This is a genomic window from Mycobacterium sp. 29Ha, assembly GCF_032883055.1.
GTDB lineage: Bacteria > Actinomycetota > Actinomycetes > Mycobacteriales > Mycobacteriaceae > Mycobacterium > Mycobacterium gallinarum.
On record NZ_JAMQTI010000039.1, the window covers coordinates 1 to 11679 of the forward strand.

Sequence of the window (11679 nt, forward strand, 5' to 3'; positions counted from 1 at the left end):
GGCGGTCCGATGATGGACCACCCCGGACTTACACAGATGGAATGACACGCCCGCAGTCGGGGTTCTCGCATCCACACACCAGCCGGTCAGCTTTGTGCCCCAACGCGCCCAGGGCCGCGGCGCGGCGTTGGTCCAGGGTGCGCGGATCGTTCTCGCACACGGTGCGCGCGATCGCGTCTAACCGTTGGTCGAGCGCTTCGGCGTCGGTGACGATGAGCCGGCCCTCGATGAACGCCACACCTGACCCGTCGTCGGGGTCGTGGATATCGACACCGCAGCCGCGCGCGGAGTATTCGGTGCGCCGCACCGCGGCGGGGTCATACCGGTCGACCCAGTAGTCGATCTGAGTGTCGGTCTTGTGCGCCGAGAGCGATCCCCAGTCTTGGACCTGGGCGGCGATCTCGGTGTCGACTTTGGCCATCGCATCCGGATCACAGATCAGGCGGGTGCGGGCCACGATCGCTGACACCAGCCGGTAGGTGATCGCCCCGGCGGCGAACACCTCACCCACCCGCGGTAGGCGCTGGCGCAGCGCGTCGGCGATCAGCAGTTGATGCGAGGCCACCCCCAACGACACGTTCTGCGCCGCGGCCACCGACGCCGCGACCGCGCCCCAGTTGTCCAGACACCACTGCTCGCGCTCCTCAGAGCCATCGGCGGCCAGCATCCGCTCGAGTTCATCAGCACAGGCGAACAATCGGCGCGCGCAGGCGGCGTTCTCGACCCGCGCCCATGCGCCCACTGCCGCGACACCCCGGCTGCGGGTGGCTGCCTCGACGAGTTGATCGAACATGCATTCGACACTAACCGCGCCCACGACTCCGAACCACCAGCTCAACCCAACCTGTGGACAAAACCGCCATTGGGGATAACTGCCGAGCACGACCGCTCGGCCCGCACCCGAAAGCTAGACCCAGTACGCGACGCGCGACCGATATTGACGCATCGCAAACGCGGCGAGCGTCCACCCGATGATGGTCAGCACAATGACCACGACCCAGTGGTGCACCTCTTGATCCGCGCCGAGCAGTGGCGCCCGTACAATGTCCAGATAGTGCAGCAGCGGATTCAACTCGACGATCCGGGCGTAGTCACCCGCCCCCTGCTGTTGCAGCGTCGACTCGTTCCAGATGATCGGCGTCATGAAGAACAACAACTGGACCAGGCTGACCAGTAGCGGGCTGATATCGCGGTACCGGGTCGCCAGAATGCCGAAGCACAGCGATACCCACACGCAGTTCAAGATGATCAGGAACAAGGCCGGGATGACCGCCAGGTCGGGCCAAGTCCACGGTTTGGGATAGATGAACGCGATGATCACGAAGATGATCATGTTGTGGCCGAACAGGATGATCTGCCGCCACACCAATCGGTACACGTGAACGGACAGCGGCGTCGGAAGCTGTTTGATGAGGCCCTCGTTCGCGATGAAGACCTCCGCGCCTTCGAGAATCGACGCGTTGATGAGGTTCCAGACGATGAGGCCCAGAGTCACATAGGGCAGATGCTCTTCGAGCGGAAGCTTGAACAACTTGGAGTACAACAGCCCCATCGCGACCGCGGTGGCACCCGTCGCAATCGTGATCCAGAACGGCCCGAGCACCGACCGGCGGTAGCGCTGTTTGATGTCCTGCCAGCCCAGATGAAACCAGAGCTCACGCTTGCTGAAGCCCGCGACCAGGTCACCCCAGGCGCGGCCAAACGTCTTCGACTGTGCGGCGGCGTCGGTGAACGTCACTGTGCAGGCCTCCCGAACCTCTCCCTACGACCCATGCGCCGCAACCGAATCCATTCCATCAAAGCTGAAGGGTCGCGCCGGGACACCAGGAAGTACCAGCCGAACCGAACCCACTCCTGGAACACCAGCTTCCGCAGGCCCGGCTGCGACTGCAGGTATCCACGGTTGCGATAGGTGAAGAACCGCTTGGTTTTGTCGTCGGGGTACTGCGTGTGCATCCGTCCGCCCAGGATCGGCTTGAACTCGTCACCGCCCTGCGGGTGCAGATAGACCGCGTCCAGACAGGTGCCGAACGGGAGCCCCGTCCGCACCAGGCGACGGTGCAGTTCTGTCTCGTCGCCGCGCACGAACAGCCGCAGATCCGGTACGCCGGTGGCCTCCAGCGTGGACGCGCGGAACAGTGCGCCGTTGAACAGCGACGCAATGCCCTCAAGCAGATCGGTAGATGTCTCGGTGCGCAGCTCTGAGACCCGGCGTCGCCACACCAACCCGCGGCGCAATGGAAATGCCAGGCGCCCAGGGTCATTCATGTCGCACACCATCGGCGACACCTGGGCCAGCCCGTACTTCTCGGCACATGCCAGAAGTGTCCCGAGCACTTCGGAGTCGGCGGGCCGCCCGTCGTCGTCGGCCAGCCACACCCAGTCGCTACCGAGCGTCAGCGCGTGCAGCATTCCCAGCGCGAAACCTCCGGCGCCGCCGAGGTTCCGCCGGGACCCAATGTAAGTAGTCGGAAGCGGTTGTCCGGCAACGAGTTCACCGACATGCGGATCGTTGTCGTTGTCGATGACGATCAAGTGGTCCGGCGTGCGACTCTGGGTCGCCACCGCTTCCAGCGACTTGGCTAGTTCGTCGGGACGCCGGTGCGTGACCACGACGGCGCACACCGTGTCACTCATCGGACTTTGTTGTCTGCTCTTCGCGCGGGGCGCTCATCGCCGTCGCCGGCCAATCCGCGCGGTGTTCGTCGAGGACTTCGCGCACATGACGGGCGGCGTCCTCGCCCTCGTACGCGCGCACGACCTCCTCGATCCCGCCGGTCATCTTGATGGTGCCGTGGTCGATCCACATCGCGGTCTTGCACAGCCGGGCCAGGAATTCGTTCGAGTGGCTCGCAAACACCAGGATGCCCGAGCGCTCGACAAGGCTCTGCAGCCGCGACTGCGCCTTCTTCAGGAAGTCGGCGTCCACCGCTCCGATGCCCTCGTCGAGCAACAGGATCTCGGGGTCGATGCTTGTCACCACGCCCATCGCCAGGCGTACCCGCATACCGGTCGAGTAGGTACGCAACGGCATGGACAGGTAGTCGCCCAGCTCGGTGAAGTCCGCGATCTCGTCGACCTTGGCCAGCATCTGCTTACGTGTCTGCCCGAGGAACAGTCCGCGGATGATGATGTTCTCGAACCCGGTGATCTCGGGATCCATGCCGACCCCGAGATCGAACACCGGCGCCACCCGGCCGGTCACCGTCGCGACGCCGCGGGTGGGTTCATAGATCCCGGACAGCAGCCGCAGCAGCGTCGACTTCCCCGCGCCGTTGTGTCCGACTAGCCCGACGCGATCGCCGAGTTCCAGCGACATCGTGATGTCGCGCAGCGCCTCGATGACGACGACGTTGGACTCGTTGCGGCCGATCGCGCCGCCGGCCTTCCCGAGGAACGCCTTCTTCAAGGACCGCGACTTGGCGTCGAAGATCGGGAACTCCACCCAGGCGTTGCGCGTCGAGATGTGTGGGGCCACGTGCAGGGCTCCTAGAGGTACTGGCCGGTCCCGGCGCCGCCGCGCGGTCCAGCCATTCCTGGTGGCAGCGCACCCTGGCCCCGCATCTGCTCCAGCTGCTGGCGCGCCGCCATCTGCTGGGCGAACAGCGCCGTCTGGATGCCGTGGAACAGGCCTTCCAGCCAGCCCACCAACTGTGCCTGCGCGATGCGAAGCTCGGCGTCGGACGGGACCCCGTCCTCGGTGAACGGCAGCGTCAGGCGCTCCAGCTCTTCGCGCAGCTCGGGCGCCAGGCCTTCCTCGAGCTCAGCGATGCTGGTCCGGTGGATCTCGCGCAGCCGGGTGCGGCTCGCATCGTCCAGCGGTGCCGCACGCACCTCCTCCAGCAGCTGCTTGATCATCGTGCCGATCCGCATCACCTTCGCGGGCTGCTCGACCAGGTCGGTCAGCGATTTCCCGTCATCGTCCTGCGCGCCGGCGCGCGGATCCTCGCCGATGATCTCGATGCCGTCGTCGTCGTTGTTGGCTGTCATGTTCCTCTCCGCGCCAGTGGTCGCTGCGGTTTCGCCTCGTCGTCGCGGACCTATCGCCACGATCTGACGTACGTAGCGACACTAGCCCGTCAGTCTTGGCGAACCCGCAGTCCGGGCCCTGTGAATGGATTCATTCCGTGCTCCCGCACCCTTGGTCACGAAAGTGCTATGAGCACTCCGAACCCCGATGCCGCTGCACTAGTATGGCTCGCCAGGTGACCCGTTTCGGGCCCGGCTGGGTAGCAACGGGTGGTAAGCCGGGCATCGTGCGAGATCGTGTCCGGTAGTGCAATTCAAGGACGCTTAAGGTGGGCTGGCATGGCATACGACGTCGCCCGGGTGCGCGGACTGCACCCGTCTCTGGGCGACGGTTGGGTGCACTTCGACGCACAGCACGGCATGCTCATTCCCGATGCCGTCGCGAGGGCGGTCTCCACCGCCTTCCGGGGTTCGATGCCGACGTCGACCGGACCACATCCGTCGGCTCAACGCAGCGCCGCGGTGCTCACGGCCGCCCGCCAGGCGGTGGCCGATCTCGTCGGCGCGGACCCCGACGGTGTGGTGCTCGGCTCGGACCGTGCCGTACTGCTCACCAACCTGGCTGACGCCTCCGCCGCCCGCGTGGGTCTCGGCTACGAGATGGTGGTCACCCGGCTGGATGACGAAGCCAACATCGCCCCGTGGCTGCGAGCCGCCAATCGCTATGGCGCCAAGGTCAAGTGGGGCGAGGTCGACATCGAGACCGGCGAACTGCCGAGCTGGCAGTGGGAGGGCCTCATCACTGCGCCCACCCGGCTGGTCGCCATCACGTCGGCCTCGTCGACGTTGGGCACCGTCACCGATTTGCGGCCGGTCACCAAGCTGGTGCACGACAACGGCGGCCTGGTGGTGGTCGACCACTCTGCCGCCGCGCCCTATCGCCTGATCGACATCGACGAGATCGATGCGGACGTGGTCGCCGTGAACGCCCTCGCCTGGGGTGGGCCCCCGATCGGTGCACTGGTGTTCCGCGATCCGTCGATCATCGATTCGTTCGCCTCGGTCTCACTGAACCCGTACGCCCGTGGTCCGGCCCGGCTGGAGGTCGGGTCGCATCAGTTCGGCCTGCTCGCCGGCGTCGTCGCCAGCGTCGAATACCTGGCGTCCCTCGACGAGTCGGCGCAGGGTACCCGTCGTGAAAGACTAGCGACCTCAATGCAATCGGCGTCGTCGTACATGAGCCGGCTGTTCGACTACCTGCAAATGTCCTTGCGGTCGCTGCCCGCGGTCATGGTGATCGGGCAACCCGAAATACGGATCCCCGTCCTCAGTTTCGCGGTCAGCGACGTGCCTGCCGAGCGGGTGGTGCAGCGGCTGGCCGACAATGGCATCCTGGCTATCGCGAACGCGGGCTCGCGGGTGCTCGACGTGATCGGCGTCAACGACATCGGCGGTGCTGTCACCGTCGGCCTGGCCCATTACACGACGACCGCCGAAGTGGACCAGCTCGTCCGCGCGCTGGCGTCGCTGGGCTGACGGTAGCGAACGTCAATCTGCCACGCGCAGAAGGATTTTCCCCGACACATCGCCGGACTCCAGCAACTCGTGCGCTTCGCCGGCCTGCTCGATTCCGAACTCGGCGCCGATGATCGGACGTACCTCGCCGGCGGCGATCAGCGGCCACACGTTGGCGACGACTTCGGTCACGATCTCGCCCTTGCTGGCGGGACCGCTCACCGGACGCGACCGTAGCGCGGTCGCGATCACCCCGGCACGCTTGCCGAGGAGTTTCCCGATGTTCAATTCGCCTTTGACTCCGCCCTGCATACCGATGATCACCAGGCGGCCGTCGGGGGCGAGCGCGTCGACATTGCGGTCGAGATAGGCGGCTCCCATGATGTCGAGAATCACGTCGGCGCCGGCGCCGTCGGTTTCCGCGCGCACACGTTCGACGAAATCCTCGTCGCGGTATCCGATGACAATCTCGGCGCCGAGCTCGGCGCACAGATCCTGCTTGTTCTTCGCTCCGGCCGTCACCGCAACCCGGCAACCGAGCGCGACGCCGACCTGGATCGCGTGGGTGCCGATGCCGCTGGCGCCGCCGTGGACGAGTACGAGCTGACCCGCCGACAGGCCCGCGGTCATCACGAGGTTCGACCACACCGTGCACGCGACCTCGGGCAGCGCAGCCGCGTGCTGCAGTGGCACCGACTCCGGGATGGGCATCACCTGCGGCGCGGGGACCGCGACGTACTCGGCGTAGCCTCCGCCCGCCAGCAGGGCACAGACCGGCTGTCCGACGTCCCAGCCGGTGACCCCATCACCCAGCGCGGCGATGGTCCCTGACACCTCCAGCCCGAGGGTCTCGCTGGCTCCCGGTGGCGGCGGATACTTGCCCGCGGCCTGCAACAGGTCGGCTCGGTTGACCCCCGCGGCGCTGATCTTGATCAAGATCTCGTCTTCGCCGGGTGCAATGTCAGTAACTTCTTGCCAGGTCAACTGACCTTTGCTGGCTACCACGATCGAATGCATTCAAATAAGCCTACTAGCCTGCGATAACGCGTCTGTATGTTCCTGCCCCAGCAACGCATTGGGGATTTACCATTGCCGGATGGAGAGCATCATAGGGGGGCGTACAGCCAGTGATATGCCTGGATTGGACATCGCCGAACAGAGGTCGTGGCAACACTTCCTCGACTCGGCGCTACGGATGTACGCGACCCTCAACAGGTCGCTTTTGGACGAACATCAACTGACCCTCAACGATGTGCGGTTGCTCGACATCTTGGACAAGTCGGCGACGGGGTCATCACGGATGGGAGATCTGGCAGACGCTCTCATGTCGTTGCCCAGCCGCGTCACGCGGCAGATCCGCCGCCTGGAATTGCAGGGGCTGGTGCGGCGCGGTGCGAGTCCCGAAGACGGTCGCGGCGTGCTCGCCACCATCACCGACGAGGGCCGATCCGCGGTACGCGAGGCAATGGCGACGTACGGCGAGGGCGTGCGAGTGCACTTCCTCGGCCGATTGTCGCGTCCGCAGATCGCGGCAATGGGGGAGAACTGCAGGCGCATCAGCGTCGCGCTCAAGACTGCGGCGCCGCCGGCGAAGCTCGGCCGCGTCTGAGCCGTAACCGTCCACCAGTACGCTTGTCGACGGTGGCGTGGCAGAGCGGCCTAATGCACTCGCCTTGAAAGCGAGAGACGGCTAAAACCGTCCGGGGGTTCAAATCCCTCCGCCACCGCCATCTGGCAATCGAACATTCCTCCACCGGCCGCGTCGCAAGTTACAAATGTGTGGTATCGAGTCGAGTCGAGACCTTAACAATCCCATAGCGTTTCCACACTGGGCGAGTGCCGAACACGGCAGTAATCTTCGTCCATGAGCGCAACGGTGGGGGCCGTGATCGGAATCTCGGTGCTGGCCTTGTTATTTGTTGTGGTGGTGAGTTGGCTGATGTGGAGTAGCCGCATCAGCCAGCGCGGTTCGGCCGAGGACAAATATCGCCGAAGCTATATGGAACTGCACAGCCCGCGTAATCGTAAGGCGATGAGAGCGAGGCAGCGCCGCAATATGTGGGCGGCCGGGTCGACCGGCGCCGCCGGAACGGGCTATATCGGCACCGGTGGCTTCGACAACGGCGGTTGTGGCGGTGCCGGATGTGGTGGTGGTGGCTGCGGTGGTGGCGGCAGCTAACGAAGCGCCCGAGCCAATTCGCGCACGCCGCGTTCGATCTGTGACTCCGTGAGGTTCGCGTAGCCGAGCAGCAATCCCGGTGGCGCCGTGTCGGGTTCGGCATAACAGCGTGCCACCGGCTCGACCCTGACGCGGACCTTCTTGGCGTGCGCGACCAGGTCGTCCAGGGGAAAGGCGTCGGGAAACCGGACGGTGAGATGGACGCCGGCCGCGGCGCCCAGCACTGTCGCGTCGGGCAGGTGCCGTGCCAGCGCGTCTAGCAGCGCGGTCCGGCGGGTGTGATAGCGCCTGCGCATCTGCCGCAGGTGCCGGTCGTACTCACCCGATGTCAGGAACTGGGCGAAGGCGACCTGATCCATCACCGAACCTCCAGTGTCGGCAAGCCATTTCGACGAGATGACCGCCTTGGCCAGGTGTGGCGGCAACACCATCCAGCCGATGCGCAGACCGGGAGCCAGCGTCTTACTCGTCGACCCCACGTACACCACGCGATCGGGCGCGATGCCCTGCAATGACCCCACGGGCGCACGGTCGTAACGGTATTCGGCGTCGTAGTCGTCCTCGATTACCAGATGACCGGCACGGGCCCACTCCATCAGCGCGGTCCGCCGTGGTGCCGATAGCACGACGCCCGTCGGTGACTGGTGCGCCGGAGTGGTCAGCACCACTTCCGCACCGCTGCTCGCGAGGGCATCGACATCGAGTCCCTCGCCATCGATGGGGACAGGAATCGGCTCGACACCGTTGTGCCGCAGTATCATTCGATGTTGCCAAAATCCGGGATCCTCCATCGCCAGCGGAGTGGTCCGCAGCGTTTGGCCCAGCAGCGCGATGGCCTGTGTCACGCCGGAGGAGATGACGATGTGTTGCGGATCGGCCAGCACCCCGCGGGTGCGACGCAGATAGTCCGCGATCGCAATGCGTGTCTCGAGCAGACCCTGCGGCGTGACGTAGCCAAAGGCTTCGGACTCGAGACCGGCCAGCCCCTGCCGCAGCGCCCGCAGCCACGAGTGCCGTGGAAAGCTGGACAGGTCAGGCGATCCGGGAAAGAAATCGACGTCGAAGCGCGGTGGTTCCGCGGATCTGTAGGTGGGGGCGGTCGCCACGTCGACGGTGGCGACACGGGTTCCCGAGCCGCGCGTGCTGAGCAGGAAGCCTTCTGCGACCAGTTGGCTATAGGCATCCACGACGAGCCGACGCGACACGTTGAGGTCGGCGGCGAGCACGCGGCTCGAGGGCAGCCGGGTGTGCGGCGTCAGGCGGCCCGTGCGGATCGCGTCGCGCAGGCCGTTGGCGAGCTGGTGATGCAGTGAAGTCGGCGCCGTCCTGTCGATTTCGACCAGCAGCTCCGGACCAGAAGTGGTACCCGAAGTAGTCATCAAAGTGGCACCCATCTTGAGACCAGTCACGTATTAGCGTGACGGTATGACGACGACTCCCACCCGCACAAGAGGCGGCTTCGTCGAGGTGACGCTGATCGTCTTCGGGATCTATGCCCTGGGTATCGGGCTGTTCATGCTGTTCTTCCCGGGTCCGTTCTTCGACACGCTCGGCACCTTCGGCGTGCGCAACGATCACTACATCTTCGACAACGCGACGTTCGAGATCCCCCAGGGTCTGCTGCTGCTCGCCGCGGTGCGCCGGGTGTCGTGGCGGGTTCCTGCCCTGGCATTCGCGACACTGCACTGGGCGTTGCACTCGCTGAGCCACATCATCGACCCCCACCACGGCGCCGGTGACCTGATCGGGTGGATGGAGGCAGGGGGCCTGGTGTTCACGACGGTGATACTCGCCATCGCGTTGCGCGCCGCCATCCGCACGGAGAAGGGCGTGCGCTGATGCGGGTGCTGGTTGCCGGTGCGACGAGCGTGCCCGGTCTTCCGTTGTTGCGGGAGTTGAATTCTCGCGGGCACGAGGTGATCGGTGTGACCCGGACGTCGTCGAAGACGTCGCAGATTGCAGCGACGGGCGGCAAGCCGGTGGTTGCCGACGTGCTCGACGCCGACGAGATCGACAAGGTCGTCGCGGACGTCGGACCGGAGGTGGTGATCTCGCTGCTGACGACCCTGCCGAAGTGGGGCCCCAAGCGCCCCAAGGACTTCGAACCGGCACGCGAACTCTGGGGTGTCGGCGCGCCGAATCTCGTACGAGCCGCGCAACGGGCGGGAGTACGCCGCGTCGTCGCGGAGTCGGTGGTGTTCGCCTACGGCTATCCGAGGTCCGGACCTCGCGTGGTGGACGAAACCGATCTCTATCCGGGTCCGCCGCCGCCGGGCGGTGACGCTATGCTGGCCGCGCTGCGCGGTATGGAGCAGACTGTGCTGACCTCCGGCGAGCACAGCGATACAGAGGGAATTGTGTTGCGCTACGGCATCTTTTACGGGCCAGATGTGCCGCATGACGAACTCTTCGTCAAGCTGGCCAAGTGGTGGGCAATGCCGGCGCTGACGGGCGACGGCGTGGTTTCGTGGATACACATCGACGATGTCGCGAAGACCACCGCAGACGCCGTCACGAAGGGCCGAGGCGGTGAGGTCTACAACATCGTCGACGACCGGCCGCAGTCGTTCGGTGACTACGTGCGGGAGTTGTCGGCGAAGCTGGGCCGGCCGCGGCCGCTGCCGATCTCGCACAAGCTGCTGGGCCTCGTCGCGTCGTATCCGGCGACGGCATTCGGCACGACGTGGCTGCCGCTGTCGAATGCGAAGGCGAAGGCGGAGTTCGGCTGGACCCCTATTCCCCGGTGAAGTTGGGCGGCCGCTTCTCGAACGTCGCCGTGATCCCTTCGCCCAGATCCTTCGACGGCAGAAACGCCGAGTTCCACACCGCGACATAGCGCAGGCTCTCCGAGACCCTGGCGATGCGCTGCTGATCGAGCACGTCCTTGACACCGCTGACGACCAGCGGCGGATTCTCGGCGATCTCGGCGGCGGTCGCATGTGCAGCGGCCAGCGACGCCTCGGCGTCGTCATACACGTCGTTGACAAGACCGATCTTCTCGGCACGGGCCGCGTTGATGTCCTTACCCGTCAGCGCCAGCTCGCGCAGGTGCCCGTCGGACAGGATCAGCGGCAGGCGGGCCAGGCTGCCCACGTCGGCGACGATCGCGATCTTGACCTCGCGCACCGAGAACTTGGCGTCGGCGCTGGCGTAGCGCATGTCGACGGCCGAGATCAGGTCGACGCCGCCGCCGATGCACCAGCCGTGCACCGACGCGATGGTCGGGGTGCGGCAGTCGGCGACGGCGTTGATGGCGCCCTGCATGCGCAGGATCGTGGCGTGCAGTTCCGCGCGCGGACGCGCCGTCGCCCCGTCGGACATGACGCCGGACAGCATGCCGCCCATCGCCATCAGGTCGAGTCCGTAGCTGAAATTCGTGCCTGAACCCGTCAGGACGATCGCGCGCACGTCGCGGTCGGCGTCGAGCTTGGCGAACACCTCGGGCATCTCGGCCCAGAAGGCCGGGCCCATGGCGTTGCCCTTGCCGGGGCCGATCAGCGTCACCTGCGCGACGTAATCCTTGATGTCGACGGTGACGGATTCGTAGGTGTCGCCCATGGGTGCAGGCTAGCCACTCACGGTGGGGAGCCCGACACCACCTCGCTGACCGTGAGGTCGGGCATGAACTGGCACATGGCGCCGGCCATGAGCATCGCCGTCAGCTCCGCGGCTTCGTCGGTCACGCCGTCCTCATTGAGGATGGCCTTGACGACGGCCTTCTGGGTGGCCTCGTCGAGGCCGGTGTACTCGTCGCACGTCATCGTCTGCGCGTTCGCCGGGGCGGGCACGTCGGGGACGTCGTTACCCGGAAACCCGGGCAAGCCCGGAATGTCGGGAAGCTCGATGTCCGGCAGGCCCGGAATCGTCGGCTGACCCGTCTCGGTGTCTTCTGACGAGATCGGGGGCCCAGGCTCGGTCGTCATGGCGACGGTGCCCTCGGTGGTGCGTGAGCACCCGGCGGCCAGGCCCACCACGATCAGGGCCGATGCGCCCACCCGCACGTACGTCTTCATCTG

The 11679-nt window shown here is 65.9% G+C and carries 14 protein-coding genes and 1 tRNA gene; 6 read left to right on the forward strand and 9 right to left on the reverse strand.

Annotation, left to right across the window (positions count from 1 at the left end; all coding sequences use genetic code 11):
• Positions 1-28: 28 nt before the first annotated feature.
• The 5 genes from M1248_RS31170 to M1248_RS31190 all read right to left on the reverse strand — a co-directional run bounded on the left by M1248_RS31170 (position 29) and on the right by M1248_RS31190 (position 3990).
• On the reverse strand, positions 29-793 hold the full coding sequence (locus M1248_RS31170) for a DUF222 domain-containing protein (RefSeq protein WP_317150694.1): 765 nt from the start codon (positions 791-793) through the stop codon (positions 29-31).
• A gap of 114 nt (positions 794-907) precedes the next feature.
• Positions 908-1738, reverse strand: coding sequence for an ABC transporter permease (locus M1248_RS31175; protein WP_163732132.1), 831 nt, complete (start codon positions 1736-1738; stop codon positions 908-910).
• A complete protein-coding gene (locus M1248_RS31180) occupies positions 1735-2637 on the reverse strand; it encodes a glycosyltransferase family 2 protein (protein ID WP_317150695.1) in 903 nt (300 codons plus the stop codon). The genes M1248_RS31175 and M1248_RS31180 overlap by 4 nt, the downstream gene beginning before the upstream one ends.
• The gene (locus M1248_RS31185; RefSeq protein WP_163732126.1) at positions 2630-3478 is read right to left on the reverse strand and encodes an ABC transporter ATP-binding protein; all 849 of its coding nucleotides are present in this window, start codon (positions 3476-3478) and stop codon (positions 2630-2632) included. The genes M1248_RS31180 and M1248_RS31185 overlap by 8 nt, the downstream gene beginning before the upstream one ends.
• Positions 3479-3489: 11 nt before the next feature.
• Positions 3490-3990: a bacterial proteasome activator family protein gene (locus tag M1248_RS31190; protein ID WP_163732123.1), complete on the reverse strand. Its 501-nt coding sequence runs from the start codon at positions 3988-3990 to the stop codon at positions 3490-3492.
• A gap of 318 nt (positions 3991-4308) precedes the next feature.
• On the opposite strand from M1248_RS31190, the gene M1248_RS31195 reads away from it, so the two are divergent.
• The gene (locus M1248_RS31195) at positions 4309-5505 is read left to right on the forward strand and encodes a cysteine desulfurase-like protein (RefSeq protein ID WP_163732120.1); all 1197 of its coding nucleotides are present in this window, start codon (positions 4309-4311) and stop codon (positions 5503-5505) included.
• A 12-nt stretch (positions 5506-5517) separates the two neighbouring features.
• Here the strand turns inward: M1248_RS31195 and M1248_RS31200 are convergent, their stop codons facing one another.
• Entirely contained in the window at positions 5518-6501 is a 984-nt protein-coding gene (locus M1248_RS31200; RefSeq protein ID WP_163732118.1) for an NAD(P)H-quinone oxidoreductase, read from the reverse strand.
• A 79-nt stretch (positions 6502-6580) separates the two neighbouring features.
• Here M1248_RS31200 and M1248_RS31205 point away from each other — a divergent pair, with 79 nt between their 5' ends.
• The 3 genes from M1248_RS31205 to M1248_RS31215 all read left to right on the forward strand — a co-directional run bounded on the left by M1248_RS31205 (position 6581) and on the right by M1248_RS31215 (position 7663).
• A complete protein-coding gene (locus M1248_RS31205) occupies positions 6581-7093 on the forward strand; it encodes a MarR family winged helix-turn-helix transcriptional regulator (protein ID WP_163732112.1) in 513 nt (170 codons plus the stop codon).
• A 31-nt stretch (positions 7094-7124) separates the two neighbouring features.
• A tRNA-Ser gene (locus tag M1248_RS31210) sits at positions 7125-7214 on the forward strand.
• Between the two features lie 134 nt (positions 7215-7348).
• Entirely contained in the window at positions 7349-7663 is a 315-nt protein-coding gene (locus M1248_RS31215) for a hypothetical protein (RefSeq protein ID WP_317150696.1), read from the forward strand.
• Here the strand turns inward: M1248_RS31215 and M1248_RS31220 are convergent.
• Positions 7660-9042 carry a PLP-dependent aminotransferase family protein gene (locus tag M1248_RS31220; RefSeq protein ID WP_317150697.1) on the reverse strand — a complete coding sequence of 461 codons (1383 nt, stop codon included), beginning with the start codon at positions 9040-9042 and terminating at the stop codon, positions 7660-7662. The genes M1248_RS31215 and M1248_RS31220 overlap by 4 nt on opposite strands.
• Positions 9043-9088: 46 nt before the next feature.
• Here M1248_RS31220 and M1248_RS31225 point away from each other — a divergent pair, with 46 nt between their 5' ends.
• Both M1248_RS31225 and M1248_RS31230 read left to right on the forward strand, forming a co-directional pair.
• Positions 9089-9502, forward strand: a complete 414-nt coding sequence (locus M1248_RS31225; RefSeq protein ID WP_163732107.1) for a hypothetical protein — start codon at positions 9089-9091, stop codon at positions 9500-9502.
• Positions 9502-10410, forward strand: a complete 909-nt coding sequence (locus M1248_RS31230; protein ID WP_317150698.1) for an NAD(P)-dependent oxidoreductase — start codon at positions 9502-9504, stop codon at positions 10408-10410. The genes M1248_RS31225 and M1248_RS31230 overlap by 1 nt, the downstream gene beginning before the upstream one ends.
• Here M1248_RS31230 and M1248_RS31235 read toward each other — a convergent pair.
• Together M1248_RS31235 and M1248_RS31240 are read right to left on the reverse strand one after the other, a co-directional pair.
• Positions 10397-11221 carry a crotonase/enoyl-CoA hydratase family protein gene (locus M1248_RS31235; RefSeq protein ID WP_163732101.1) on the reverse strand — a complete coding sequence of 275 codons (825 nt, stop codon included), beginning with the start codon at positions 11219-11221 and terminating at the stop codon, positions 10397-10399. The genes M1248_RS31230 and M1248_RS31235 overlap by 14 nt on opposite strands.
• Positions 11222-11238: 17 nt before the next feature.
• A complete protein-coding gene (locus tag M1248_RS31240; protein ID WP_163732098.1) occupies positions 11239-11676 on the reverse strand; it encodes a hypothetical protein in 438 nt (145 codons plus the stop codon).
• Positions 11677-11679: the final 3 nt, after the last annotated feature.

Bases quoted from the DNA above. Each gene is read 5' to 3' on its own strand.
- M1248_RS31170 (WP_317150694.1), bottom strand. From the start codon at position 793: ATGTTCGATCAACTCGTCGAGGCAGCCACCCGCAGCCGGGGTGTCGCG.
- M1248_RS31180 (WP_317150695.1), bottom strand. From the start codon at position 2,637: ATGAGTGACACGGTGTGCGCCGTCGTGGTCACGCACCGGCGTCCCGAC.
- M1248_RS31190 (WP_163732123.1), bottom strand. From the start codon at position 3,990: ATGACAGCCAACAACGACGACGACGGCATCGAGATCATCGGCGAGGAT.
- M1248_RS31195 (WP_163732120.1), top strand. From the start codon at position 4,309: ATGGCATACGACGTCGCCCGGGTGCGCGGACTGCACCCGTCTCTGGGC.
- M1248_RS31200 (WP_163732118.1), bottom strand. From the start codon at position 6,501: ATGCATTCGATCGTGGTAGCCAGCAAAGGTCAGTTGACCTGGCAAGAA.
- M1248_RS31205 (WP_163732112.1), top strand. From the start codon at position 6,581: ATGGAGAGCATCATAGGGGGGCGTACAGCCAGTGATATGCCTGGATTG.
- M1248_RS31215 (WP_317150696.1), top strand. From the start codon at position 7,349: ATGAGCGCAACGGTGGGGGCCGTGATCGGAATCTCGGTGCTGGCCTTG.
- M1248_RS31220 (WP_317150697.1), bottom strand. From the start codon at position 9,042: ATGACTACTTCGGGTACCACTTCTGGTCCGGAGCTGCTGGTCGAAATC.
- M1248_RS31225 (WP_163732107.1), top strand. From the start codon at position 9,089: ATGACGACGACTCCCACCCGCACAAGAGGCGGCTTCGTCGAGGTGACG.
- M1248_RS31230 (WP_317150698.1), top strand. From the start codon at position 9,502: ATGCGGGTGCTGGTTGCCGGTGCGACGAGCGTGCCCGGTCTTCCGTTG.
- M1248_RS31235 (WP_163732101.1), bottom strand. From the start codon at position 11,221: ATGGGCGACACCTACGAATCCGTCACCGTCGACATCAAGGATTACGTC.
- M1248_RS31240 (WP_163732098.1), bottom strand. From the start codon at position 11,676: ATGAAGACGTACGTGCGGGTGGGCGCATCGGCCCTGATCGTGGTGGGC.